The 26665-nt window shown below is 56.7% G+C and carries 25 protein-coding genes; 23 read left to right on the top strand and 2 right to left on the bottom strand.

The window, feature by feature from the left end; translation table 11 throughout:
- Positions 1-16 precede the first annotated feature (16 nt).
- The 8 genes from flgE to flgL all read left to right on the top strand — a co-directional run bounded on the left by flgE (position 17) and on the right by flgL (position 8347).
- Positions 17-1267, top strand: a complete 1251-nt coding sequence (gene flgE / locus CRO87_RS02025; RefSeq protein WP_097161256.1) for a flagellar hook protein FlgE — start codon at positions 17-19, stop codon at positions 1265-1267.
- 20 nt (positions 1268-1287) lie between these two features.
- Complete coding sequence (locus CRO87_RS02020) at positions 1288-2046, top strand: flagellar basal body rod protein FlgF (RefSeq protein WP_097161255.1); 759 nt, start codon at positions 1288-1290, stop codon at positions 2044-2046.
- A gap of 14 nt (positions 2047-2060) precedes the next feature.
- Positions 2061-2843: a flagellar basal-body rod protein FlgG gene (gene flgG / locus CRO87_RS02015; protein ID WP_097161254.1), complete on the top strand. Its 783-nt coding sequence runs from the start codon at positions 2061-2063 to the stop codon at positions 2841-2843.
- 55 nt (positions 2844-2898) lie between these two features.
- Positions 2899-3597, top strand: a complete 699-nt coding sequence (gene flgH / locus CRO87_RS02010) for a flagellar basal body L-ring protein FlgH (RefSeq protein ID WP_097161253.1) — start codon at positions 2899-2901, stop codon at positions 3595-3597.
- Between the two features lie 11 nt (positions 3598-3608).
- On the top strand, positions 3609-4706 hold the full coding sequence (locus CRO87_RS02005; RefSeq protein ID WP_097161252.1) for a flagellar basal body P-ring protein FlgI: 1098 nt from the start codon (positions 3609-3611) through the stop codon (positions 4704-4706).
- Complete coding sequence (gene flgJ / locus CRO87_RS02000) at positions 4706-5659, top strand: flagellar assembly peptidoglycan hydrolase FlgJ (protein ID WP_097161251.1); 954 nt, start codon at positions 4706-4708, stop codon at positions 5657-5659. Before CRO87_RS02005 ends, flgJ begins: the two co-directional genes overlap by 1 nt.
- A gap of 74 nt (positions 5660-5733) precedes the next feature.
- Complete coding sequence (flgK, locus tag CRO87_RS01995; RefSeq protein WP_097161250.1) at positions 5734-7380, top strand: flagellar hook-associated protein FlgK; 1647 nt, start codon at positions 5734-5736, stop codon at positions 7378-7380.
- Positions 7381-7393: 13 nt separating this feature from the next.
- The gene (gene flgL / locus CRO87_RS01990; protein ID WP_097161249.1) at positions 7394-8347 is read left to right on the top strand and encodes a flagellar hook-associated protein FlgL; all 954 of its coding nucleotides are present in this window, start codon (positions 7394-7396) and stop codon (positions 8345-8347) included.
- Positions 8348-8579: 232 nt separating this feature from the next.
- Here the strand turns inward: flgL and rne are convergent, their stop codons facing one another.
- Entirely contained in the window at positions 8580-11738 is a 3159-nt protein-coding gene (gene rne / locus CRO87_RS01985; protein WP_097161248.1) for a ribonuclease E, read from the bottom strand.
- A gap of 695 nt (positions 11739-12433) precedes the next feature.
- On the opposite strand from rne, the gene rluC reads away from it, so the two are divergent.
- Complete coding sequence (rluC, locus tag CRO87_RS01975) at positions 12434-13387, top strand: 23S rRNA pseudouridine(955/2504/2580) synthase RluC (protein ID WP_097161246.1); 954 nt, start codon at positions 12434-12436, stop codon at positions 13385-13387.
- Between the two features lie 33 nt (positions 13388-13420).
- Here the strand turns inward: rluC and CRO87_RS01970 are convergent, their stop codons facing one another.
- Positions 13421-14005, bottom strand: a complete 585-nt coding sequence (locus tag CRO87_RS01970; protein ID WP_097161245.1) for a nucleoside triphosphate pyrophosphatase — start codon at positions 14003-14005, stop codon at positions 13421-13423.
- A 141-nt stretch (positions 14006-14146) separates the two neighbouring features.
- Here CRO87_RS01970 and yceD point away from each other — a divergent pair, with 141 nt between their 5' ends.
- The 14 genes from yceD (at position 14147) to ptsG (ending at position 26556) form a co-directional block, all read left to right on the top strand.
- Positions 14147-14668 (top strand): 23S rRNA accumulation protein YceD, encoded by a 522-nt coding sequence (gene yceD, locus CRO87_RS01965; protein ID WP_097161244.1) that lies wholly within the window; start codon positions 14147-14149, stop codon positions 14666-14668.
- A 16-nt stretch (positions 14669-14684) separates the two neighbouring features.
- The gene (gene rpmF / locus CRO87_RS01960; RefSeq protein WP_000290724.1) at positions 14685-14858 is read left to right on the top strand and encodes a 50S ribosomal protein L32; all 174 of its coding nucleotides are present in this window, start codon (positions 14685-14687) and stop codon (positions 14856-14858) included.
- An 80-nt stretch (positions 14859-14938) separates the two neighbouring features.
- Entirely contained in the window at positions 14939-15973 is a 1035-nt protein-coding gene (gene plsX / locus CRO87_RS01955) for a phosphate acyltransferase PlsX (protein ID WP_097161243.1), read from the top strand.
- A 6-nt stretch (positions 15974-15979) separates the two neighbouring features.
- A complete protein-coding gene (locus CRO87_RS01950) occupies positions 15980-16933 on the top strand; it encodes a beta-ketoacyl-ACP synthase III (protein WP_097161242.1) in 954 nt (317 codons plus the stop codon).
- 14 nt (positions 16934-16947) lie between these two features.
- Entirely contained in the window at positions 16948-17877 is a 930-nt protein-coding gene (gene fabD / locus CRO87_RS01945; RefSeq protein WP_097161241.1) for an ACP S-malonyltransferase, read from the top strand.
- Positions 17878-17896: 19 nt separating this feature from the next.
- A complete protein-coding gene (fabG, locus tag CRO87_RS01940) occupies positions 17897-18631 on the top strand; it encodes a 3-oxoacyl-ACP reductase FabG (protein ID WP_097161240.1) in 735 nt (244 codons plus the stop codon).
- 210 nt (positions 18632-18841) lie between these two features.
- Positions 18842-19078 (top strand): acyl carrier protein, encoded by a 237-nt coding sequence (gene acpP / locus CRO87_RS01935; protein ID WP_003857954.1) that lies wholly within the window; start codon positions 18842-18844, stop codon positions 19076-19078.
- A gap of 89 nt (positions 19079-19167) precedes the next feature.
- Complete coding sequence (gene fabF / locus CRO87_RS01930; RefSeq protein ID WP_097161239.1) at positions 19168-20409, top strand: beta-ketoacyl-ACP synthase II; 1242 nt, start codon at positions 19168-19170, stop codon at positions 20407-20409.
- Positions 20410-20521: 112 nt separating this feature from the next.
- Positions 20522-21337: an aminodeoxychorismate lyase gene (gene pabC, locus CRO87_RS01925; RefSeq protein WP_097161238.1), complete on the top strand. Its 816-nt coding sequence runs from the start codon at positions 20522-20524 to the stop codon at positions 21335-21337.
- Positions 21334-22356 (top strand): cell division protein YceG, encoded by a 1023-nt coding sequence (yceG, locus tag CRO87_RS01920; protein ID WP_097161237.1) that lies wholly within the window; start codon positions 21334-21336, stop codon positions 22354-22356. Before pabC ends, yceG begins: the two co-directional genes overlap by 4 nt.
- Entirely contained in the window at positions 22346-22987 is a 642-nt protein-coding gene (tmk, locus tag CRO87_RS01915; protein WP_097161236.1) for a dTMP kinase, read from the top strand. The genes yceG and tmk overlap by 11 nt, the downstream gene beginning before the upstream one ends.
- Positions 22984-23988 carry a DNA polymerase III subunit delta' gene (holB, locus tag CRO87_RS01910; protein WP_097161235.1) on the top strand — a complete coding sequence of 335 codons (1005 nt, stop codon included), beginning with the start codon at positions 22984-22986 and terminating at the stop codon, positions 23986-23988. Before tmk ends, holB begins: the two co-directional genes overlap by 4 nt.
- Positions 23989-24025: 37 nt before the next feature.
- On the top strand, positions 24026-24820 hold the full coding sequence (locus CRO87_RS01905; protein ID WP_097161234.1) for a metal-dependent hydrolase: 795 nt from the start codon (positions 24026-24028) through the stop codon (positions 24818-24820).
- A 299-nt stretch (positions 24821-25119) separates the two neighbouring features.
- A complete protein-coding gene (gene ptsG / locus CRO87_RS01900) occupies positions 25120-26556 on the top strand; it encodes a PTS glucose transporter subunit IIBC (protein WP_097161233.1) in 1437 nt (478 codons plus the stop codon).
- The last annotated feature ends 109 nt before the right edge of the window (positions 26557-26665 follow it).

The following is a 26665-nucleotide window of genomic DNA, read 5'->3' as shown; positions in this document are numbered from 1 at the left end:
TGGCAGGAGTTAAGACATGGCATTTTCTCAAGCGGTCAGCGGCCTGAACGCGGCCTCCACCAACCTCGACGTGATTGGCAACAACATCGCCAACTCCGCAACCTACGGTTTTAAAGCCGGTACCGCCTCTTTCGCCGATATGTTCGCCGGCTCCAAAGTGGGCCTCGGCGTGAAAGTGGCTGGCATCACCCAGGACTTTAACGACGGCACCACCACCAGCACCGGACGCGCGCTGGACGTGGCCATCAGCCAGAACGGCTTCTTCCGTCTGACCGACGCCAACGGCTCCGTGTACTACAGCCGTAACGGTCAGTTCAAGCTGGATGAAAACCGCAACCTGGTGAACATGCAGGGCCTGCAGCTGACCGGCTACCCGGCAACTGGCACGCCGCCAACCATCCAGCAGGGTGCTAACCCTGTGGGCCTGACCATTCCAAACACGCTGATGGCGGCGAAAGTGACTTCCAACGCCTCCATGCAGATCAACCTGAACTCCACGGACGCCGTTCCGACGAAAGCCCCGTTTGATGCCACCGACGCCGACACTTACAACAAAAAAGGCACCGTGACGGTGTTTGACAGCCTGGGTAACTCCCACGACGTCAACATCTATTACGTGAAAAACAGCGCCAACAACTGGGATGTTTATACCCAGGATTCCAGCGTGGCAGGGGCAACTGCCGTGAAGCAGGCGCAGATGCAGTTTAATGACAACGGTTCGCTGAAAGGCGTTTATAACTACGTCGGCGGCGTCCTCAACACGGCACCTAACGCAACGCCAGATTTCCAGGTAAGCCTGGCCAGCCTGAACGGCTCCGCGGCCAGCACCTTCCAGCTGAGTTTCCTGAACTCCATGCAGCAGAACACCGGCTCCAACGACATCGTGGCCACCAACCAGAACGGCTATAAGCCGGGCAACCTGGTGAGCTATCAGATCAACGACGATGGCACCGTGGTAGGCAACTATTCCAACGAACAGACGCAGCTGCTGGGGCAGATCACGCTGGCAAACTTCGCCAACAACGAAGGGCTGCAGTCCGAAGGCGACAACGTCTGGTCGGCGACGCAGGCCTCTGGCGTGGCGCTGCTCGGCACCGCAGGCACCGGCAACTTCGGCACCCTGACCAACGGCGCGCTGGAAGCCTCGAACGTCGATCTGAGTAAAGAACTGGTGAACATGATTGTCGCGCAGCGTAACTATCAGTCGAACGCGCAGACCATCAAAACCCAGGATCAGATCCTCAACACCCTGGTTAACCTGCGCTAAGCGCCTGACGGGACGGTTTTATGGATCACGCGATATATACCGCGATGGGCGCGGCAAGCCAGACGATGGAGATGCAGGGGGTGACCGCAAGCAACCTTGCCAACACCTCCACGCCAGGCTTTCGTGCCCAGCTGACCGCGCTGCGTGCGGTGCCGGTCAACGGCGAAACGTATCAGACCCGTACGCTGGTGACCGGCTCTACGCCGGGCGCCGACATGACGCCGGGTCAGCTGGACTACACCGGACGTCCGCTCGATGTGGCGTTACAGCAGGACGGCTGGCTGGCGGTGCAAACCGCTGATGGCTCGGAAGGCTACACCCGCAACGGCGGCATTCAGGTGTCCTCCACCGGGCAGCTCACCATCCAGGGGTTACCGGTGATGGGCGACGGTGGCGGGGCGGTGACGGTACCGGAAGGCTCGCAGATAACCATCGGTGCCGACGGCACTGTCTCTGCGCTCAACCCTGGCGACCCGGCGAACACCATTTCCCCGGTGGCCAAGCTGAAACTGGTGAAAGCGGCGGATAACGAAGTGACGCGCGGCGATGACGGCATGTTCCGTCTGACCTCTGCGGCGCAGGCCACCCGTGGTCAGACATTGCAGTCTGACCCAACCATTCGCCTGCAGTCCGGCGTGCTGGAAGGCAGTAACGTCAAGCCGGTGGCGGCGATGGCGGACATGATCGCCAGCTCCCGTCGCTTTGAAATGCAGATGAAGGTGATCAGCAGCGTGGACGAAATGGCCCAGAAGTCTAACCAGCTGTTATCCATGAGCTAACAACAGGAATAAACATGATCAGTTCATTATGGATTGCCAAAACCGGCCTCGACGCCCAGCAAACCAACATGGACGTTATCGCCAACAACCTGGCGAACGTCAGCACCAATGGTTTCAAGCGTCAGCGTGCGGTCTTTGAAGACTTGCTGTACCAGACTGTACGCCAACCCGGCGCGCAGTCGTCCGAACAGACCACGCTGCCTTCCGGCCTGCAAATCGGTACCGGCGTGCGCCCGGTAGCGACCGAGCGTATTCACACCCAGGGCAACCTGTCGCAGACCGATAACAGCAAGGACGTCGCCATCAAAGGTGAAGGCTTCTTCCAGGTGTTGCTGCCGGACGGTACCTCTGCCTACACCCGTGACGGCTCGTTCCAGGTCGATCAGAACGGCCAGCTGGTGACGGCGGGCGGCTATCAGGTACAGCCGGCGATCACCATCCCGACTAACACCCTGAGCATTACCGTCGGACGTGATGGCATTGTGAGCGTGACTCAGCAGGGACAGACCAACCCGGTGCAGGTCGGTCAGTTGAACCTGACGACCTTTATGAATGACACGGGCCTGGAGAGCATCGGTGAGAACCTCTACACCGAAACCCAGGCCTCCGGCGCACCGAATGACACCACGCCAGGGCTGAACGGCGCGGGCCTGCTGTATCAGGGTTATGTCGAAACCTCTAACGTCAACGTGGCGGAAGAGCTGGTCAACATGATTCAGGTGCAGCGCGCGTATGAGATCAACAGCAAGGCGGTGTCCACCACCGACCAGATGCTGCAGAAACTCACACAGCTGTAAGACTCTACCGGTGCAGATGTCCTGCACCGGTTTTTTGATTCAGAAGATAAGAGCAATGCAAAAATCCTCAGCGTTTCGTTATCCGCTTTTCGTGGTCCTGGCCCTGACTCAGGCCGGATGCGCATGGATCCCCTCAAAACCGCTGGTGGAAGGGGCGACAACCGCACAGCCCGTACCCGGCCCGGTACCGGTGGTCAATGGCTCAATTTTCCAGAGCGCGCAGCCCATTAACTACGGCTATCAGCCGCTGTTTGAAGACCGACGTCCGCGCAACATCGGCGATACGCTGACCATCCAGCTGCAGGAGAACGTCAGCGCGTCGAAAAGCTCGTCGGCGAACGCCAGCCGCGATGGCAAAACCAATTTCGGCTTCGACACCGTGCCGCGCTATCTGCAGGGCCTGTTTGGCAATGCGCGCGCCGATGTGGAGGCTTCCGGCGGCAACTCCTTTAACGGTAAAGGCGGGGCCAACGCCAGCAACACCTTCAGCGGCACGCTGACGGTAACGGTCGATCAGGTGCTGGCGAACGGCAACCTGCACGTGGTGGGCGAGAAGCAAATCGCCATCAACCAGGGGACCGAATTTATTCGCTTCTCCGGCGTCGTTAACCCGCGCACCATCAGCGGCAGCAACACCGTGCCGTCTACTCAGGTGGCGGATGCCCGTATTGAGTATGTCGGCAACGGCTATATTAACGAAGCGCAAAACATGGGCTGGCTGCAGCGTTTCTTCCTTAACCTGTCGCCGATGTAATGAGGTGGAACATGTTTAAAACTCTGCTAGGTATTGCTCTGATTCTGGTGGTGGGATTCGCTCAGGCCGAGCGTATTCGCGACCTCACCAGCGTGCAGGGCGTGCGCGAAAACTCCCTGATTGGCTACGGCCTTGTCGTCGGCCTCGATGGCACGGGCGACCAGACAACCCAGACACCTTTCACCACGCAAACGCTGAACAACATGCTGTCCCAGCTAGGCATTACCGTGCCTGCGGGCACCAACATGCAGCTGAAGAACGTGGCGGCTGTCATGGTAACCGCGCAGCTTCCGGCGTTTGGCCGTCAGGGACAGATGATTGACGTCGTCGTCTCCTCAATGGGCAACGCCAAAAGCCTGCGCGGCGGGACGCTGCTGATGACGCCTATGAAGGGCGTCGATAGCCAGGTGTATGCGCTGGCGCAGGGGAACATCCTGGTCGGCGGCGCAGGTGCCTCGGCAGGCGGCAGCAGCGTGCAGGTCAACCAGCTGAACGGCGGGCGCATCACCAATGGCGCCACCATCGAGCGTGAACTGCCGACGCAGTTTGGCGCCGGTAACACCATCAACCTGCAGCTGAATGACGATGATTTTGGCATGGCGCAGCAGATTGCCGACACCATCAACCGCCGCGGCGGCTTCGGTAGTGCCACGGCGCTTGATGCGCGTACCGTGCAGATCCGTGCTTCAAGTGGCGGCAGCAATCAGGTGCGGATGCTGGCGGATATTCAGAATATGGAAGTGAACGTCACGCCTCAGGATGCGAAAGTGATAATCAACTCTCGCACCGGTTCGGTGGTGATGAACCGCGAAGTGACGCTCGATAGCTGTGCGGTGGCACAGGGCAATCTGTCGGTAACGGTGAACCGTTCTGCCCAGGTCAGCCAGCCGGATACGCCATTTGGCGGAGGGTCAACGGTGGTGACGCCGCAAACGCAAATCGATCTGCGCCAGAGCGGCGGGGCGATGCAGAGCATTCGTTCCAGCGCCAACCTGAACAACGTGGTGCGGGCACTGAACGCGCTGGGTGCTTCCCCGCTGGAATTGATGTCGATTCTCCAGTCGATGCAAACCGCAGGCTGCCTGCGCGCCAAAGTGGAAATTATCTGATGCTGGGCGACAGCAAGCTAATGGCGAGCGCGGCCTGGGACGCGCAGTCGCTGAACGAGCTGAAGGTGAAGGCCGGGAACGATCCGCAGGCAAACTTAAGGCCTGTGGCCCGGCAGGTCGAGGGCATGTTCGTGCAGATGATGCTGAAAAGCATGCGCGAGGCGTTGCCGAAAGACGGCCTGTTCAACAGCGACCAGACGCGCCTCTACACCAGTATGTACGATCAGCAAATTGCCCAGCAGATGACCGCGGGCAAAGGCCTGGGGCTGGCGGACGAAATGGTCCGTCAGATGACCGCGGCACAGGGCGGGCCGAAAGATGCGCCTGCCCAGGTGCCGCTGAAGTTTGACCTGGAAACCGTCACCAGCTATCAGAACTCAGCGCTGACGCAGATGGTGCGCAAAGCGATGCCGAAAGCCCCGGATGCCAGCGATGCCGCAGATCTGCCGGGCGACAGCCACGACTTCCTCGCCCAGCTTTCGCTCCCGGCTAAGCTTGCCAGTGAACAGAGCGGGATCCCACATCACCTGATCCTTGCCCAGGCGGCGCTCGAGTCCGGCTGGGGCCAGCGGCAAATTCGTCGTGAAAATGGCGAGCCGAGCTTCAACCTGTTCGGCGTGAAAGCCTCGAACGACTGGAAAGGTAAAGTCACTGAAATCACCACCACCGAATATGAAAACGGGGAGATGAAGAAGGTGAAAGCCCGTTTCCGCGTTTACGGCTCTTACCTTGAAGCGCTCTCCGACTACGTCGGCCTACTGACCCGTAACCCGCGCTATGCGGCAGTGACATCAGCGGCAACGCCAGAGCAGGGCGCACAGGCTTTGCAGAGAGCGGGCTATGCCACCGATCCAAACTATGCCCGTAAGTTGACCGGGATGATCCAGCAGCTGAAAGCGATGGGTGAGAAGGTGAGCAAGGCTTACGGCAACGATATCCAGAATCTGTTCTGAAACCGCTCAAGTTCGGCTGACCGGTGCCGATAATTCTGGTCAGGACTCGTGTCTAAAAGAATAAAGGAACCTCCATGTCCAGTTTAATGAATAGCGCCATGAGCGGGCTCGGTGCGGCTCAGGCGGCACTGAACACCGTCAGTAACAACATTGCCAGTTACAACGTCTCTGGCTACACCCGTCAGACGACGGTGCTCTCCGCGGCGAACAGCACGCTGGGCGCAGGCGGCTGGGTGGGCAACGGGGTGACGGTCTCCGGCGTACAGCGCGAGTACAATGCCTTCATCACCAACCAGCTGAATGCGGCGCAGAACCAGAGCAGCGGCCTGACGACGCGTTACCAGCAGATGTCGAAAATCGATGATTTGATGTCGGACACCACCAACTCTATTTCCGCGACCTTGCAGGATTTCTACTCCAGCCTGCAAACGCTGGTCAGCAACGCCGAAGATCCGGCTGCGCGCCAGTCCGTGCTCGGCAAAGCTCAGGGGCTGGTGAATCAGTTTAAGACTACAGATCAGTATCTGCGCGATCAGGACAAACAGGTCAATGGCGCCATCGCCTCCACCGTTTCGCAGATCAACAACTACTCGCAGCAGATTGCGACGCTCAACGACAAAATTTCCAAACTGACCGGCGTCGGGGCAGGTGCTTCCCCTAACGATCTGCTGGATCAGCGCGACCAGCTCGTCAGCCAGCTGAATCAGCTGGTGGGTGTGGAAGTGAACGTGCAGGACGGCGGCACCTACAACATCACCATGGCGAACGGTTACAGCCTGGTGCAGGGCAGCACTGCGCGCCAGCTGGCGGCTGTACCGAGCAGCGCAGATCCTTCTCGTACGACCGTGGCCTATGTAGACAACGTTGCGGGCAATATTGAAATTCCTGAGAAGCTGCTGACCACCGGCTCCCTCGGCGGCCTGCTGACCTTCCGCTCGCAGGATCTGGACCAGACCCGTAACAGCCTGAACCAGATGGCGCTGGCCTTTGCCGATGCCTTCAACAAGCAGAACGCGCAGGGCATTGACGCCAACGGCGATGACGGCGGTGATTTCTTCAATATCGGCGGCCCGACGACCCTTAGCAATACCAAAAACGCCGGTGATGCCAGCCTCGGCGTCAGCATGACGGACAGCACCCAGGTTCAGGCCACGGATTATAAAGTCAGCTGGGACGGCACGAACTGGAACGTGACGCGCTTATCGGATAACACGGCGGTAAAAACGACGACCGGAACCGATGGCAGCCTCAATTTCGACGGCTTGAGTGTCAAAATCAGCAGCGGCAACGTTCAGACCAATGACAGCTTTACCGTCAAGCCAGTGGCTAACGCCATTGTGAACATGAGCGTGGCGCTGAGCGACTCCAGCAAAATTGCCATGGGCGTTGATGACTTAGAAACGGGCGAGAGCGATAACCGCAACGGCCAGGCGCTGCTGGATCTGCAAAACAGCAAGTTGGTGGGCGGCAATAAAACAGTCAACGATGCTTATGCTTCTCTGGTCAGCGACGTGGGCAACAAAACCTCGACGCTGGAAACCAGCAGCACTACGCAGGGCAACGTCGTTACCCAGCTCACCAAACAGCAGCAGTCCATTTCTGGCGTTAACCTCGATGAAGAGTACGGCAACCTGCAGCTGTATCAGCAGTACTACCTGGCGAATGCCCAGGTGATGCAGACCGCCAGCACGCTGTTCGACGCGCTGATCAATATTCGCTAAGGAGACGTGACGAATGCGTATCAGTACCTTAATGATGTACCAGCAGACGATGGGCGGGATCACCAACTCCCAGTCCTCCTGGCTGAAATATGGCGAGCAGATGTCCACCGGCCAGCGCGTCAACCGTCCTTCAGACGATCCGATTGCAGCCTCTCAGGCGGTGGTGTTGTCCCAGGCGCAGGCCCAGACGGCGCAGTTTGCTTCCGCCCGCAGTTTCGCAACGCAGCGTATCTCGCAGGAAACCAACACCCTGGCGTCGGTGACGACCGCCATTCAGACGGCGCAGGAAAAAATCGTTTACGCCGGTAACGGCACCCTGAGCGACGATGACCGCGCCTCGATGGCGACGGAATTACAGGGAATTCGCGATCAGCTGATGAACCTGGCCAACAGCCAGGACGGCAACGGTCGTTATATGTTTGCCGGCTATAAAACGGACAGCGCGCCGTTTGATTCATCCTCGGGCGTTTATGGTGGCGGCAACACCAACGTTGAACAGCAGGTGGACTCCTCCCGCTCGATGGTCATCGGCCACACTGGCGACAAAATTTTCGATGCCGTCACGCTAAACGCGGTGAAAAATCCGGACGGTACTCTGCCGGAGAAAAATATCTTTAAGTTGTTGGATAACGCCATTGACGCGCTGAACAAGCCAGTGGCTGGGGATGATGCCCTGCAGGCAACGGCTCAGGCGACTATTGATGAAACCAACCGTGGACTGCGTAACTCGCTCAACAACGTGCTGAGCGTACAGGCGGAGGTCGGCACGCAGCTGAACGAACTCGATAAGCTCAATGCGCTTGGCGATGACCGCAAGCTCAACCAGACCCAGCAAATGAGCGACCTCGTTGACGTGGACTGGAACTCGACCATCTCCAACTACACCATGCAACAGGCGGCGCTTCAGGCCTCCTACAAAGCGTTCAGCGATATGCAGGGCATGTCGCTGTTCCAGCTGAACAAGTGATTTAACGGTTTTGAACATGCCCTGAATCAGCCATGTTCTCTGTGCCCGCGCCACTCACCCCGGCGCGGGCTTTTTTTATCTGCTTACGGGTGACAAAATGTTGTCAGGTGGCGCTGGGCTTACCTGACATGCTGGGGATTTGTAGGCTGGATTAGCCAGCGCCATCCGGCATCAGGGATTACTGAGGGCATAAAAAAACCGCCCGAAGGCGGTTTAGTCAGAGCTTTAAAGCTTAGTCCACGGACTGCGGACGGGTCGGGCCTGCGGTTGCCGTATGAGTGGCGCTGTGGCCACCGGCGGAACCTTTACCTTCGAAGCCGAAGGCCGGGCGAACCCAGTCGCTGTTGCGCGGAGCTTCCGGCACATACTCCGGAGCAGGCGCGCGCGTCATTGGCGCAGTAGCGTGCTTGTTGGCTACAGCGGCAGGTTGCTCTGTAACAGCCGGTTTAACCACTTCAGGCGCAACCGGAGCGGTTTCAACAACCGGTGCCGGAGCTGGCGCTTCTTCAACCACTGGTTGCTCAGCCACAATGACCTGTTCCACTTCTTCAACCACAGCAGCTGGCGCAGCTTCTTCGGCAACGGTTTCTGCCACGACGGCATCTTCCTGCGCGATGACCTGCGGCGCTTCGCTGACAGGCGCGGCAATCACTTCAGGATGGGTGGTTTCAACCACTGGCGCAGCCACTTCAGCTTCCACAGCCTGCGGCTCAGCCACAACAACCGGTTCAGCAGCAACCTGCTCAACCACCGGAGCTTCAACGGCGGCTGCCACTGGCGCGATTTCAATGACCGGTGCAACGGTTTCCTGCTCGCGGGTCTCTTCCACCTGGCTTTCCTGAGAACGGGCAACCGGGTAGCTGATCCACACTTTACCGGAAGCCATCTCCGGCGATGCGCAGGCGACGGTCAGCGGCATGGCTGACTGAGCCGGGTAACGCTCGTCACGGTAACGACGACGACGCTGGCCGCTTACGCGCAGGTGGCGCGGAGAACGACGGGAGCGGCGTGGCATACCGGCTGCATCACGGCCTTCGGTGCTTTCTTCTTCCGCTGGCGCGTCGATAACGGCTGGCAGATCGACCTTCGCCAGTTCAGTACGTTTTGCCGGAGCGGCTTCAACTGGCGCAGTGGCCACTGCTGCGGTTTCTGCTGCGGCAACAGTCTCAGCAGATTCAAAGCGAACCTTCTGCGACAGATTGCGCTGTTTGCGGCGTGGCATTACCTGAACGCGTTCTTCCTGCTCGGTTTCCTGAGCGGGCTGTTCAGTCTGAACTTTGACGTCCTGCTGTGCCTGACGCTTGTCGTCGTTACGGCGACGGTTACGTTCACGGCGCGGCTGCTGCTCGTCGCGGGATTTCGCTTTATCTGCGTCTTCCACGACGTTTTGCTGACGTGCTTCGCGGGTTTCAGCATTTTGCTGCGGCTTCTCGCGGCGGTTACGACGATTGTCTTCACGACCTTCGTTGTTTTCACCACGGTCACCACGGTTGTCACGATCGTTGCGCTCACCACGATTATCGCGGTTATCACGACGGTCGTTGCGGTCATTACGGTCACGACGGTTGGACTGGCGGGAACGGCGACGATCCTGCTGACGCTCTGGCTTCTCTTCTTTCTTAACCGGTTCTGGCTCTGCCACAACAGGGGCTTCGCTACTGAAGAGAGACTTCAGGGCAGAAACCAGGCGAGATACCAGGCCAGGCGCAGCTGCGGTTGCAGCGGCAGCTTTTGGCTGTGGCGCAGCGGCTTTAGGCGCTTCTTCAACCGGTGCCGGCGGCGCATCAGGCATCACGAACGTTGCCAGAGCAGGCTGCTCAGGGCGTTTACGTTCTGCCGGTTCATCTTCCGACGGCAGCGCCATCTCTTCTTCATGCAGTTTCGGCAGCAGATAGCTCAGGGTGTGAGTCTCTTCGCCTTTGCGTACGCGCAGCACGGAGTAGTGTGGGGTTTCCATCTGATCGTTTGGCACGACGATGCAGCGCACGCCACCCTGACGGGTTTCGATGGCGCTGATGGCCGCACGTTTTTCGTTCAGCAGGTAAGAGGCCACCTGAACCGGGACGATCGCGTGGACTTCCTGGGTGTTCTCTTTCAGCGCTTCTTCTTCAATCAGACGCAGAATGGAGAGCGCCAGCGATTCGTTATCACGGATGGTGCCGGTGCCGCTACAGCGTGGGCAGACGTGATGGCTGGATTCGCCGAGCGACGGGCTCAGACGCTGACGGGACATTTCCAGCAGGCCGAAGCGGGAGATATGGCTAATCTGGATACGCGCACGATCCTGACGAACCGCTTCACGCAGGCGGTTTTCCACCGCGCGCTGGTGGCGAACGGGAGTCATGTCGATGAAGTCGATAACGATCAGGCCGCCGAGGTCGCGCAGACGCAGCTGGCGAGCGATTTCATCGGCCGCTTCCAGGTTGGTGTTGAACGCGGTTTCTTCGATGTCGCCGCCGCGGGTTGCACGCGCGGAGTTGATGTCGATAGCGGTCAGGGCTTCGGTGCTGTCGATAACGATAGAACCGCCGGACGGCAGGCGCACTTCACGCTGGAAGGCAGACTCAATCTGCGATTCGATTTGATAGTGGCTGAACAGCGGGATTTCACCGGTGTAGAGCTTAATTTTGCTGCTGAAATCCGGACGGCCCAGCGCGGAGATATGCTGGCGAGCCAGCTCCAGCACTTTCGGGTTGTCGATAAGGATTTCACCGATGTCCTGACGGAGGTAGTCACGGAAGGCACGCACGATGACGTTGCTTTCCTGGTGGATCAGGAACGGAGCAGGGCGGCTTTCAGAAGCTTTCTGAATTGCTTCCCAGTGCTTCAGACGGAAGCTTAAATCCCACTGCAGCGCCTCGGCAGATTTACCGACGCCTGCGGTGCGCACAATCAGGCCCATGCCGTCTGGCAACTGCAGGCTGGAAAGGGCTTCTTTCAGCTCGGTGCGATCGTCACCTTCGATACGGCGTGAAATACCACCGGCACGTGGGTTGTTTGGCATCAGCACCAGATAGCTGCCTGCGAGGCTGATAAAGGTGGTCAGCGCTGCGCCTTTGTTGCCGCGCTCTTCTTTATCAATCTGCACAATCACTTCCTGACCTTCGCGCAGTACATCTTTGATGTTCGGGCGGCCATGAGCGTTGTAATTAGCAGGGAAATATTCGCGGGCGATTTCTTTGAGAGGGAGGAAACCATGACGCTCGGCACCGTAGTCTACGAATGCGGCTTCAAGGCTGGGTTCGATACGGGTAATTTTGCCTTTGTAGATGTTCGCTTTTTTCTGTTCGTGTCCTGGGCTTTCAATATCCAGATCGTACAGACGCTGCCCATCAACGAGGGCGACACGCAACTCTTCTTGCTGAGTGGCGTTGATTAACATTCTTTTCATCGTAACTTACTCATTATTCTTGCATTGACGACTAAGCTACGGGCAGAGTTTTCCTTGCCGGGGGTAAACCGATGGCCTCGTGACTGTTCACGTCGCCAACCTCACGGTTGTCGCTCGCTTAAGAGGCGCAGAGTGTCGGTAGCCTGCGTTTCAAACGGAAACACAGCGCAATTATTCAGGGGAACAGCCTGGGAATAATTCTCCAGAGCAAGGTTCCTTCTATACTCATTGTCTTTCAAGTTGCAGGTGCGTTGGCTTCACCTGCTTACCCCAGTCATCTACTGGAGTAGCGCCTGGAGATCCCAGGTTTGCCGCCTTCCTGCAGCTTGAAATAGAGAGTATCAACCGGTAAGGACTGCAACCCGCAGCCCGCTAACTGTCTGAAAGATAAATACGTCTTACGCCATTGCTGCATAAAAGATCGTTCAGACAAAATGGGTCATTCCGATACACACTTGTTATTCACAAGGTTCTACACGGAAACTGCATCATTATTCCCTGCTAACCTTGTTATAGCAAGATGACTTTTGCCATTTATCACCCGGTTACTCACAGTTTCTTCACTTTCCGGAACCGATTGCTCTAATAAGCAGCAATCCGACAAGCGAAGGCAAAAATGAGCACCGCAGCGAAGTTAATATAAGCACAGAAAAAGGAGTGGCGCGAATGCCTGTGCCTCTTTAGAATCGCCCCCCATGAAAACTGAGACACCGACCGTAAAAATGGTTGCCATTGCCGACGATGAGGCCGGGCAACGAATTGATAACTTTTTGCGCACTCAGCTGAAAGGCGTGCCGAAAAGTATGATTTACCGCATCCTGCGTAAGGGCGAAGTGCGCGTGAATAAAAAGCGCGTGAAGCCGGAGTACAAACTGGAAGCGGGCGATGAAGTGCGCATTCCGCCGGTTCGCGTTGCCGAGCGTGAAGAAGACGCCGTATCGCCGCATTTGCAAAAAGTGGCGGCGCTGAACGACGTTATCCTTTATGAAGATGACCATATTCTGGTGCTGAACAAACCCTCCGGTACGGCAGTGCACGGCGGCAGCGGGCTGAGCTTCGGCGTGATTGAAGGGCTGCGTGCGCTGCGGCCTGAAGCGCGCTTCCTGGAGCTTGTGCATCGTCTGGATCGTGATACGTCAGGCGTGCTGCTGGTCGCCAAAAAGCGTTCTGCGCTGCGCTCTTTGCATGAGCAACTGCGTGACAAAGGCATGCAGAAGGATTATCTGGCGCTGGTTCGCGGCCAATGGCAGTCGCACACCAAAGTGGTGCAGGCGCCGTTACTGAAAAACATTCTGCAAAGCGGCGAGCGTATTGTGCGTGTGAGCCAGGAAGGGAAACCGTCGGAAACGCGTTTTAAAGTCGAAGAGCGATTCGAATTTGCGACGCTGGTACGCTGTAGCCCGGTGACAGGCCGCACGCATCAAATCCGCGTACATACGCTGCATGCCGGGCACCCGATTGCTTTTGACGACCGTTATGGCGATCGTGAATTTGATAAACAGCTGGCGGGCACGGGGCTGAATCGCCTGTTCCTGCACGCCGCAGCGCTAAAGTTTACCCATCCGGGCACTGGCGAAACGCTGCGCGTTGAAGCGCCAATGGACAATGGGCTAAAACATTGTCTGAAGGTGTTACGCAGTAAGAAATGATAGCTGAACGCCCCGAAAGGGGCGTTTTGCTGTCTATTGCATCAACGGATTGTAATGTTCGTTGCGCAGCATTTTGCACAGCGCAATCAGCGGCAGCCCGACCAAAGTATTCGGGTCACGTCCGTCCAACCTTTCAAATAAGCTAATCCCCAGTCCTTCACTTTTAAAGCTGCCTGCGCAGCTCAGCGGCTGCTCTTTCTGGATGTAATGATTAATCTCAGCGTCGGTCAGGTGGCGGAAGTGGACGTCAAAGGGCTCGCATTCGGTCTGCAAATGCCCGTTAGCGCTGTTATACAACGCAAGGCCGGTATAAAACGTCACGACGTGCCCGCTGGCTTCACGCAGCTGGCGACGCGCGTTCTCTTCGGTGTGCGGTTTTCCCGTGATTTTCCCGCCCAGCACGCAAACCTGATCGGAACCAATGATGAGGTTGTTGGGAAAGCGCTCCGCCAGCGCCATTGCTTTGGCCTGGGCAAGTCTCAGTACGAGCTGGCGGGGTGATTCGCCGGGCAGGGCGAGTTCATCCACCTCAGGTGCCGCACACTGGAAAGGGATCTCAAGCTTCTTGAGCAGTTCGCGACGCCAGGGAGAAGTGGAAGCAAGAACAAGCTGTGGCATATTTTTTTTACCAGGATCTGGTGATTCGGATTGCGACATTTTAAACTACAGGCCGCAATGTGTGCGAATAATTGGCAAAAGGCTCCCGCGGGTGCCTTTTTCTTTGACTCTATGACGTTACAAAGTTAATATGCGCGCCCTATGCAAAAGGTAAAATTACCCCTGACTCTTGATCCGGTTCGCACCGCTCAAAAACGCCTCGACTACGAGGGTGTTTACACCCCGGAGCAGGTGGAGCGTCTTGCCGAGTCTGTAGTCAGTGTGGACAGTGATGTGGAATGCGATATGACATTCGCCATCGACAACCAGCGTCTCGCCGTTATTAAGGGCGATGCAAAGGTGTCGGTGACTCTCGAATGCCAGCGCTGCGGGAAACCGTTCCCCCTTGCCGTTCACACAACGTATTGTTTCAGCCCGGTCAAAAATGATGAGCAGGCTGAAGCACTCCCGGAAGCGTATGAGCCTATTCAGGTTAACGAATACGGCGAAATCGATCTGCGGGCTTTAGTTGAGGATGAAATTATCCTCTCTTTACCTGTAGTTCCGGTGCATGATTCTGAACACTGTGAAGTGTCCGACGCGGACATGGTCTTTGGCGAACTGCCTGAAGAGGCACAAAAACCAAACCCATTTGCCGTATTAGCCAGCTTAAAGCGTAAGTAATTGAGGAGTAAGGTCCATGGCCGTACAACAGAATAAACCAACTCGTTCCAAACGTGGCATGCGTCGTTCCCATGACGCTCTGACTGCAGTTACCAGCCTGTCTGTAGACAAGACTTCTGGTGAGAAACACCTGCGTCACCACATCACTGCCGACGGTTTCTACCGCGGTCGCAAGGTTATCGCTAAGTAATCACGCGCGAGCGTGATGAAGCTTAGTGAGGATTTCCCCGCGCAAGCGGGGGATACACCGAACCAGGCGGCGACGAAACCTTGACACGTCTGACCTTAGCGTTGGATGTCATGGGGGGCGATTTTGGCCCTACCGTGACGGTGCCTGCAGCATTGCAGGCACTGCACGCTAACCCGCAACTCTCGCTTCTTCTCGTCGGCGATCCCGACACCATAACGCCATTACTTGCCAAAGCTGACTTCGAACAACGTTCACGTCTGCAGATTATCCCTGCCCAGTCAGTTATTGCCAGTGATGTCCGCCCGGCCCAGGCGATTCGCAACAGCCGGGGAAGCTCGATGCGCATTGCGCTTGAGTTAGTGAAAGAAGGAAGGGCGCAGGCCTGCGTCAGCGCCGGTAATACTGGTGCGCTGATGGGGCTGGCCAAATTACTGCTCAAGCCTATTGAAGGCATTGAGCGTCCGGCGCTGATGACCGTTCTGCCGCATCAGCAAAAGGGCAAAACGGTGGTGCTTGATTTAGGCGCCAACGTCGATTGTGACAGCACGATGCTGGTGCAGTTTGCGGTGATGGGCGCGGTGATGGCCGAAGAAGTGGTCGGCATTAACAAACCACGCGTTGCGCTGCTCAATATCGGTGAAGAAGAAACCAAAGGGCTCGACAGCATCCGTGATGCCTCCGCGATGCTGAAAAATGTCGATTCCCTCAACTATATTGGTTATCTCGAAGCGAACGAATTATTAACCGGCAAGACTGATGTGCTGGTTTGTGACGGATTTACGGGAAACGTCACATTAAAAACGATGGAAGGCGTTGTCAGAATGTTTCTTTCCCTGCTGAAATCTCAGGGCGAGGGGAAAAAACGACCGTGGTGGCTGAAAATAGTGAAGCATTGGTTACAAAAAAGCCTCTCAAGGCGATTCAGTCACCTCAACCCCGACCAGTATAATGGCGCCTGTCTGTTAGGATTGCGCGGCACGGTGATTAAGAGTCATGGTGCAGCCAATCAGCGCGCGTTCAGCGTGGCGATTGAACAGGCAGTGCAGGCGGTGCAGCGTGAGGTCCCACAGCGGATCGCCGCTCGCCTCGAATCTGTATTACCACCAAAAGACTGAGCGTACATGTATACGAAGATTGTAGGTACCGGCAGCTATCTGCCTGAACAAGTGCGTACGAACGCCGATCTGGAAAAAATGGTAGATACGTCTGACGAGTGGATTGTCACCCGCACAGGTATCCGTGAGCGTCGTATCGCCGCGCCAGATGAATCCGTGTCCACAATGGGCTATGAAGCTGCGAAGCGCGCGCTGGAAATGGCGGGTGTCGATGCCGAACAGATTGGTCTGATCGTGGTGGCAACCACCTCCGCGACGCATGCTTTCCCAAGTGCGGCCTGCCAGATTCAGTCCATGCTGGGTGTTAAAGGCTGCCCGGCGTTTGACGTCGCCGCCGCTTGCGCGGGCTTCACCTACGCGCTGAGCATCGCCGATCAGTACGTCAAATCAGGTGCGGTGAAACACGCCCTGGTTATCGGTGCAGACGTCCTGGCACGCACCTGCGATCCAACCGATCGCGGCACAATTATTATTTTTGGCGACGGCGCGGGTGCCGTCGTACTGAGTGCTTCAGAAGAGCCAGGCATCATCTCCACGCATCTGCATGCTGATGGTAACTACGGTGCGCTGCTGACGCTGCCGAACGCCGATCGCGTTCACCCGGAAAACTCAATTCACCTGACGATGGCAGGGAACGAAGTGTTCAAGGTGGCGGTGAAAGAGCTGGCGAACATCGTCGAAGAGACGCTGGCGGCCAATAACCTCGATCGCTCTGCGCTTGACTGGCTGGTGCCGCATCAGGCCAACCTGCGCATCATCAGCGCCACGGCGAAAAAGCTCGGTATGCCGATGGATAACGTGGTGGTCACCCTTGACCGTCATGGCAACACCTCTGCCGCTTCCGTGCCTTGCGCATTTGATGAAGCCGTACGTGATGGCCGTATCAAACGCGGTCAGCTGGTGCTGCTCGAAGCCTTCGGTGGCGGTTTCACCTGGGGCTCCGCACTGGTTCGTTTCTAATTAAGGATTATAAGATGACGCAATTTGCATTTGTGTTTCCGGGGCAGGGCTCTCAGACCGTCGGCATGCTAGCTGACATGGCCGCGAGCTACCCGATTATCGAAGAAACCTTCGCAGAAGCCTCTGCGGCACTCGGCTATGACCTGTGGGCATTGACTCAGCAGGGTCCGGCAGAAGAACTGAACAAAACCTGGCAGACTCAGCCTGCGCTGCTGACCGCCTCCGTGGCGCTGTATCGCGTCTGGCAGCAGCAGGGCGGTAAAACCCCTGCGCTGATGGCCGGTCACAGCCTGGGTGAATATTCCGCGCTGGTCTGCGCTGGCGTGATTGCTTTCGCCGATGCGGTAAAACTGGTTGAGCTGCGTGGCAAGTTCATGCAGGAAGCTGTGCCGGAAGGCACTGGCGGTATGTCTGCGATTATCGGTCTGGATGACGCGGCCATCGCCAAAGCTTGTGAAGAGTCCGCTGAAGGGCAGGTGGTTTCTCCGGTGAACTTTAACTCACCGGGCCAGGTGGTTATCGCTGGCCATAAAGAAGCCGTTGAGCGCGCAGGCGCTGCCTGTAAGGCTGCGGGCGCCAAGCGTGCGCTGCCGCTGCCGGTAAGCGTGCCTTCTCACTGTGCGCTGATGAAGCCTGCCGCAGAGAAACTCGCCGCAGAGCTCGCCAATATCACCTTCAATGCACCGCAGATCTCCGTAATCAACAACGTGGATGTGAAGTGCGAAACGGCGGCAGACGCGATTCGTGATGCGCTGATTCGCCAGCTCTACAGCCCGGTACAGTGGACCAAAACCGTTGAGTTTATGGCCGCTCAGGGCGTTGAGCACCTGTATGAAGTGGGCCCGGGTAAAGTCCTCACCGGCCTGACGAAACGCATTGTTGACACCCTGACTGCCTCGGCCATTAACGAGCCGGCGGCGATGTCAGCGGCGCTTGAACAATAAGAAGAGGGAAAGCAAAACCATGAGTTTTGAAGGAAAAGTTGCACTGGTTACCGGTGCAAGCCGCGGCATTGGCCGTGCTATCGCTGAAATGCTCGTTGCCCGTGGAGCGAAAGTTGTCGGCACTGCGACCAGCGAAAGCGGTGCGCAGGCCATCAGCGATTATCTGGGTGTCAACGGTAAAGGTCTGATGTTGAATGTGACCGATCCGGCATCTATCGAATCTGTTCTGGGAAATATTCGCGCAGAGTTTGGCGAAGTGGATATTCTGGTCAATAATGCCGGAATCACTCGCGATAACCTGTTAATGCGAATGAAAGATGACGAGTGGAACGATATTCTCGAAACCAACCTGTCATCAGTTTTCCGTCTGTCAAAAGCGGTAATGCGAGCTATGATGAAAAAGCGTCATGGTCGTATTATCACTATCGGTTCTGTGGTTGGTACCATGGGAAATGCGGGTCAGGCCAACTACGCTGCGGCGAAAGCGGGTCTGATCGGCTTCAGTAAATCGCTGGCGCGTGAAGTCGCGTCTCGCGGTATTACTGTGAACGTTGTTGCTCCGGGCTTTATTGAAACGGACATGACGCGTGCGCTGACTGATGATCAGCGTGCGGGTACGCTGGCAGCGGTTCCAGCGGGTCGTTTAGGCGATCCAAAAGAAATTGCCAGCGCGGTTGCATTTTTAGCCTCTGACGAAGCGAGTTACATCACTGGTGAAACTCTCCACGTCAATGGCGGGATGTATATGGTCTGACCGTAGTTTGCACAAAATGCTCAGGATCCGCGCAGTCTGTGCGACTCTGAGCAGTAATATGTGCAAAATGATTTGCGTTATTAGGGCAAACACCCGCAAAATAGCGCAAAATCGTGGTACGACCTGCCGGGATTTAGTTGCAAATTTTTCAACATTTTATACACTACGAAAACCATCGCGAAAGCGAGTTTTGATAGGAAATTTAAGAGTATGAGCACTATCGAAGAACGCGTTAAGAAAATTATCGGTGAGCAGCTGGGCGTTAAGCAGGAAGAAGTTGTTAACTCCGCTTCCTTCGTTGAAGATCTGGGCGCTGATTCTCTTGACACCGTTGAGCTGGTAATGGCTCTGGAAGAAGAGTTTGATACTGAGATTCCGGACGAAGAAGCTGAGAAAATCACCACCGTTCAGGCTGCCATTGATTACATCAACGGTCACCAGGCGTAAGTGAACATCTCCAGGCGGTCATTCGACCGCCTGAGTTTTATCTTTTGGTCCCACATCTCTCTTTTTTTATCCCTCCCTGGAGGACAAGCGTGTCTAAGCGTCGTGTAGTTGTGACCGGACTTGGCATGTTGTCTCCTGTCGGCAATACCGTAGAGTCCACCTGGAAATCTCTTCTTGCCGGTCAGAGCGGCATCAGCCTAATCGACCATTTCGATACTAGCGCCTATGCAACGAAATTTGCTGGCTTAGTAAAGGATTTTAACTGTCAAGACATCATCTCGCGCAAAGAACAGCGCAAGATGGATGCTTTCATTCAATATGGAATTGTCGCTGGCGTTCAGGCCATGCAGGATTCTGGCCTTGAAGTGACGGAAGAGAACGCCACGCGTATCGGTGCCGCAATCGGCTCAGGTATCGGCGGTCTTGGCTTAATCGAAGAAAACCACAGCTCGCTGGTTAACGGCGGCCCACGTAAGATTAGCCCGTTCTTCGTCCCGTCCACGATTGTTAACATGGTGGCCGGTCACCTGACCATCATGTTTGGCCTGCGCGGCCCAAGCATCTCTATCGCGACCGCCTGTACTTCAGGTGTGCACAACATCGGCCATGCGGCACGTATGATTGCCTACGGTGATGCAGACGCGATGCTTGCCGGCGGTGCTGAAAAAGCCAGTACGCCACTGGGCGTAGGCGGTTTCGGTGCGGCGCGTGCGCTTTCCACCCGTAACGATAATCCTCAGGCGGCAAGCCGTCCGTGGGATAAAGATCGCGACGGTTTCGTCCTCGGTGACGGCGCAGGCATTCTGATGCTTGAAGAGTATGAGCACGCGAAAAAACGCGGCGCGAAAATCTACGCTGAACTCATCGGCTTCGGTATGAGCAGCGATGCTTACCACATGACTTCGCCACCGGAAAACGGTGCGGGTGCCGCGCAGGCAATGGTTAACGCCATTCGCGATGCGGGTATCGAACCGGGTCAGATTGGCTACGTCAACGCCCACGGTACCTCTACTCCTGCGGGCGATATCGCTGAAGCACAGGCCGTGAAATCTGTGTTTGGTGATGCAGCCAGCCGTGTGATGGTCAGCTCCACTAAATCCATGACCGGTCACCTGCTCGGTGCAGCGGGCGCTGTGGAGTCGATCTACTCGATTCTGGCCCTGCGTGACCAGGCCGTACCGCCTACCATCAACCTGGATAATCCGGAAGAGGGTATCGACCTCGACTTCGTACCTCACGAAGCGCGTCAGGTCAGCGGCATGGAGTACACCTTGTGTAACTCCTTCGGCTTTGGCGGCACCAACGGATCGCTGATCTTTAAAAAGGTCTGAGGCTCCGACCCGCTGAAAAAGGCCTGCAATGCAGGCCTTTTCTTTAAGGTTTCTCCGCTTGAGATCCTATCTTCCCCCTGCCAGACTAACGGGCCACTGACAAGGAGCCGCGATGTTCTTGATTAATGGTGTGAAGCAGGACTCACTCGCTGCCAGCGACCGCAGCGTCCAGTTTGGCGATGGCTGCTTCACCACGGCACGAATTGCCAACGGTATCCCCGAATTTTTTGACCGGCATCTGCAACGCCTGCAGCAAACCTGTCAGACATTAATGATCCCTTTCACCGACTGGACCTTGCTCAGTCAGGAAATGCACGCTCTGGCACAAAGCCAGCAGAATGGTGTATTGAAGGTCATTATCAGCCGTGGCAGCGGCGGGCGAGGGTATAGTCCGTCAGCCTGCCAGCGTCCCAGCCGTATTCTTAGCGTTTCTGCCGCACCTGCACACTATCCTCTCTGGCAGCAGCAGGGCATTACGCTTGCGCTGAGCCCGGTCAGGCTCGGTCGAAATGCGATGCTGGCGGGTCTGAAGCATCTCAATCGCCTTGAGCAGGTTTTGATTCGCACGCATCTTGAACAGACGCAGGCCGACGAAGCGCTGGTGCTTGACAGCGAAGGCTGGGTTACGGAATGCTGTGCCGCGAATTTATTCTGGCGTGCAGGCGACACGGTTTTTACGCCGCGCCTCGATCACGCTGGCGTTAACGGCATCATGCGGCAGCATTGCCTGTCGCTGCTGGCACAAAGTCGCTTTCGCGTTGTCGAAGTCAGTGCCAGGGAGGAGGCTGTCCGCCAGGCGGATGAAGTCCTGATCTGTAATGCGCTGATGCCCGTTGTATCCGTGAACCAGTATGCTGAGGCTCGCTACCTTTCCCGCGAGCTGTTTGAATTTTTGGCCCCCCTTTGTGAGCAGTCGAAGAAGTCATGAAGAAAATGTTTCGCTTTGTCCTCCTGCTGTTGGTTCTGTTTGCCCTCGCTGCAGGCGTCGGGATGTGGAAGGTTCGCGAGTTTGCGACCAGTAAAATCCTGATTAAAGAAGACACCATCTTTACCCTCAAGTCCGGCACTGGCCGCATGGCGCTGGGTGATTCGCTGTATGCGGAAAAAATCATCAATCGCCCGCGCGTATTTCAGTGGCTGCTGCGTGTTGAGCCCGATCTTTCGCACTTTAAAGCTGGCACCTATCGCCTGACGTCAGGCATGAGCGTGCGTGAAATGCTGCAACTTCTCGCCAGCGGCAAAGAGGCGCAGTTCCCGCTGCGCTTTATCGAAGGGATGCGCGTGAGCGATTACCTCAAGCAGCTGCGCGAAGCGCCTTACGTGAAACACACGCTGAAAGATGACAGCTATGCGACCCTTGCCGAGGCACTGCAGCTGAAGCATGCCGATTGGGTAGAAGGCTGGTTCTGGCCGGACACCTGGATGTATACCGCCAACACCACCGATTTGCAGATCCTCAAACGCGCCCATCAAAAAATGGTGGAAACCGTCGATCGGGTCTGGGAAGGGCGGATGGAGAATCTGCCGTACCAGGACAAAAACCAGCTGGTGACCATGGCGTCCATCATCGAAAAAGAGACGGCCGTCGCCGCAGAGCGCGACAACGTGGCCTCGGTGTTCATCAATCGTCTGCGGATTGGCATGCGCCTGCAAACCGACCCGACGGTGATTTACGGCATGGGTGAAAGCTATAATGGCAAGCTGAGTCGCAAGGATCTCGAGACGCCAACGGCCTACAATACCTATGTGATTGCCGGTATGCCGCCGGGCCCGATAGCCACGCCTGGCGAAGCGTCACTGAACGCCGCCGCGCATCCGGCGAAAACGCCGTATCTCTATTTTGTGGCCGACGGCAAAGGCGGGCACACTTTTAATACCAATCTTGCGAGCCACAATCGCTCCGTGCAGGATTACCTGAAAGCACTTAAGGAAAAAAATGCGCAGTAAGTATATCGTCATCGAAGGCCTGGAAGGCGCAGGGAAAACCACCGCTCGCAATCTGGTGGTGGAGACTCTGGAACAGATGGGCATCCGTGAACTGGTGTTTACCCGTGAACCGGGTGGCACTGTGCTTGCCGAAAAACTGCGCAGCCTGGTGCTGGATATCAAATCCGTCGGCGATGAAGTCATTACTGACAAAGCGGAAGTGCTGATGTTCTACGCAGCCCGCGTGCAGCTTGTAGAAACGGTCATCAAACCGGCGCTGGCCGAAGGCAAATGGGTCATTGGCGATCGCCACGATCTCTCCACTCAGGCCTATCAGGGCGGCGGGCGTGGCATCGATCAACATTTGCTGGCGACGCTGCGTGATGCCGTGCTGGGCGATTTCCGCCCGGACCTCACGCTCTATCTTGATGTTACGCCTGAAGTCGGTCTTAAGCGCGCCCGTGCTCGCGGCGATCTCGATCGCATTGAGCAGGAGTCGTTCAACTTCTTCCACCGCACCCGTGCGCGCTATCTGGAACTGGCGGCTCAGGACCCAAGCATCCGTACCATTGACGCCACGCAGCCGCTTGAAGCCGTGATGCAGGACATCCGCAACACGCTGGCTGCCTGGGTTGAGGAGCAGGGCGCATGAAATGGTATCCGTGGCTGCGCCCGCCGTTTGAACAGCTGGTCAGCAGCTATCAGTCCGGTCGCGGTCACCATGCGCTGCTAGTGCAGGCGTTGCCCGGTATGGGCGCAGAGGCGCTGGTATATGCGCTGGTGCGCTTCCAGATGTGCCACTCGCCGGAAGGACAAAAAAGCTGCGGCAAATGTCACAGCTGCCAGCTAATGCAGGCGGGCACGCATCCCGACTACTATCAGCTCGCGCCAGAAAAGGGCAAGAGCACGCTGGGGATTGATGCCGTAAGGGATATCACCGAAAAGCTCTATGAACGTGCGCGTCTCGGCGGCGCGAAAGTGGTGTGGCTGAACGATGCGGCCCTGCTGACGGAAGCGGCCGCCAATGCGCTGCTGAAAACGCTGGAGGAGCCGCCGGAAAACACCTGGTTCTTCCTGCAGTGTGAGGAGCCCGCCCGGCTGCTGGCCACGCTTCGCAGCCGCTGCCGCCATTTTCATCTGGCTCCACCTGCCGAGAATTATGGGCTGGCGTGGTTGGGCAGAGAAGTGACAATGTCACAAGAGCATCTGCTGACTGCGCTGCGTTTGACCGCTGGTGCTCCCGCCGCTGCGCTTGACCTTCTGGCAGAATCACATTCCGCTCCGCGCCAGCAGCTCTGTGCGGCGCTCGACGGTGCGCTGCAAAGCGGCGACTGGCTATCGCTACTGCCGGTCCTGAATCACGACAGCGTTGCCGATCGTCTGTACTGGCTGGCTTCGCTGCTGCTGGACGCGCAGAAGATGCAACAAGGCATCACGCTGTTGACCAATGTGGACGCGTGGGCGCTGGTTCAGCGCGTGGCAAATCAGCTATCTTCCGCACGCCTGCAGGCAATGGTTCGCGATGCCAGTGAATGTCGTGAACGGCTCCAGAGCGTCACGGGTCTTAACCGGGAGCTGATGCTCAACGATTGTTTATTACGCTGGGAGCACTGGCTGCGCTCGGCTGATCCGCTGCCAACGCCTTCGCTGTAAAAGATCACCTGTCAGAATATAACCCAGGATAAAGAGTATGTTTTTAGTCGATTCGCACTGCCATCTTGATGGCCTCGATTATCAGTCCCTGCACAAAGACGTGGACGACGTGCTGGCGAAAGCCGCAGCGCGGGACGTGAAGTTCTGCCTGGCTGTGGCAACCACCTTGCCTGGCTATCGCGGGATGCGCGATCTGGTTGGTACGCGCGACAATGTGGTGTTTTCCTGTGGTGTCCATCCGCTGAATCAGGATGAGATGTATGACGTGGAAGATCTGCGCCGGATGGCGGCAGAAGAGGGCGTAGTAGCCCTCGGCGAGACGGGCCTCGACTATTATTACACGCCGGAAACTAAACCTCGGCAGCAGGAGTCCTTCGCCAACCACATCCGCATCGGCCGTGAGCTGAACAAGCCAGTTATCGTGCATACCCGTGATGCGCGTGAAGACACGCTGGCTATCCTTCGCGATGAAAAAGTGACGGATTGCGGAGGCGTACTACACTGTTTCACAGAGGACAAAGAGACGGCGGGTAAGCTGCTCGATCTGGGATTCTACATCTCGTTTTCGGGCATTGTGACGTTCCGCAACGCTGAACAGCTGCGCGATGCCGCACGTTACGTACCGCTCGACAGGATTCTGGTGGAGACGGACTCGCCGTATCTGGCGCCGGTTCCGCACCGTGGGAAAGAGAACCAGCCGGCGATGACGCGCGATGTCGCAGAATACATGGCTGTACTGAAAGGGGTGTCGCTTGAGCAACTGGCGCAGCAGACCACCGAAAACTTCGCCACGCTGTTCCACATCGCCCCCTCCCGCCTGCAATCTGCCTGATTCGTCTGCTTATTTTAAAGCTCGTAATTAATATTCAAAGCGAGTAAAGTTCACCGCCTTCAAAGGGGCGGTGAACCTCCTCTTTGTAACGGTCAGAAACAACTTTTGTAAAATAGTGCAAGGTTTTCTGTGATTGCTGGCTGAAACGTGATGGCTGTCAAACAAAATTAATCCGAATTATTTTACTCTGCGTAATAAATAAAAGGACACTTAGATGTCCTGTATACGGCAAGGTTCTCCCCCCTCGCCAATGCGTGAAAGCGTAAAAAAAGCACAAATACTCAGGAGCACTCTCAATTATGTTTAAGAATGCATTTGCTAACCTGCAGAAGGTCGGTAAATCGCTGATGCTGCCAGTATCCGTACTGCCTATCGCAGGTATCCTGCTGGGCGTCGGGTCTGCAAACTTCAGCTGGCTGCCAGCCGTCGTCTCCCACGTTATGGCGGAAGCAGGCGGTTCTGTTTTTGCTAACATGCCGCTTATCTTTGCTATCGGCGTGGCGCTGGGCTTCACCAATAACGATGGTGTATCGGCCCTGGCCTCCGTCGTTGCTTACGGCATCATGGTCAAAACCATGGCGGTTGTTGCGCCACTGGTTCTGCATTTACCTGCAGAAGAGATCGCAGCGAAACACCTGGCTGATACCGGTGTTCTCGGCGGTATCATCGCGGGTGCTATTGCGGCCTACATGTTCAACCGTTTCTACCGCATCAAGCTGCCAGAGTACCTGGGCTTCTTCGCGGGCAAACGCTTTGTGCCGATTATCTCCGGCCTGACCGCTATCTTCCTGGGTGTTGTTCTGTCCTTCATCTGGCCACCAATTGGTACGGCTATTCAGGAATTCTCCCAGTGGGCTGCTTACCAGAACCCGGTTGTCGCGTTCGGTATCTATGGCTTCATTGAACGCTGCCTGGTGCCGTTCGGTCTGCACCACATCTGGAACGTTCCATTCCAGATGCAGATTGGTGAATACACCAACGCCGCAGGTCAGGTGTTCCACGGTGACATCCCACGCTACATGGCAGGTGACCCGACCGCAGGTAAACTGTCCGGCGGCTTCCTGTTCAAAATGTACGGTCTGCCGGCTGCCGCTATCGCTATCTGGCACTCTGCTAAGCCAGAGAACCGCGCGAAAGTGGGCGGGATCATGATCTCTGCTGCGCTGACCTCATTCCTGACCGGTATCACCGAGCCAATCGAATTCTCCTTCATGTTCGTGGCGCCGATCCTGTACATCATTCACGCGATTCTGGCGGGTCTGGCGTTCCCAATCTGTATCCTGCTGGGTATGCGTGACGGTACGTCCTTCTCCCACGGTCTGATCGACTTCATCGTTCTGTCCGGCAACAGCAGCAAGCTGTGGCTGTTCCCGATCGTTGGTCTGTGCTATGCGGCGATTTACTACACCGTGTTCCGCGTGCTGATTAAAGCACTGGATCTGAAGACCCCGGGTCGTGAAGATGCAACCGAAGAGTCCAAAGCAGGCGTAGCCGGCGGCGAAATGGCCCCAGCACTGGTTGCGGCATTCGGCGGTAAAGAAAACATCACCAACCTCGACGCTTGTATCACTCGTCTGCGCGTCAGCGTTGCCGACGTGGCAAAAGTTGACCAGCCAGGCCTGAAGAAACTGGGCGCGGCAGGTGTGGTTGTTGCAGGCTCCGGCGTTCAGGCAATTTTCGGCACCAAGTCCGATAACCTGAAAACCGAAATGGATGATTACATCCGCAACAACTAAGTTGTGAATTGGGGAGAAACAAAAGGCAGCCAGATGGCTGCCTTTTTTATTGCACATATCAAAATAATGACCCGGCGGCACTGTGTTTGCCCGGGCCTACGAAACTGTA

Origin of the sequence: Enterobacter sp. CC120223-11 (assembly GCF_900215375.1) — a bacterium.
In the GTDB taxonomy this organism is placed as follows: domain Bacteria; phylum Pseudomonadota; class Gammaproteobacteria; order Enterobacterales; family Enterobacteriaceae; genus Scandinavium.
The sequence above is the reverse complement of the archived record's forward strand: the minus strand, read 5'-3'. Positions and strand labels throughout refer to the sequence as shown.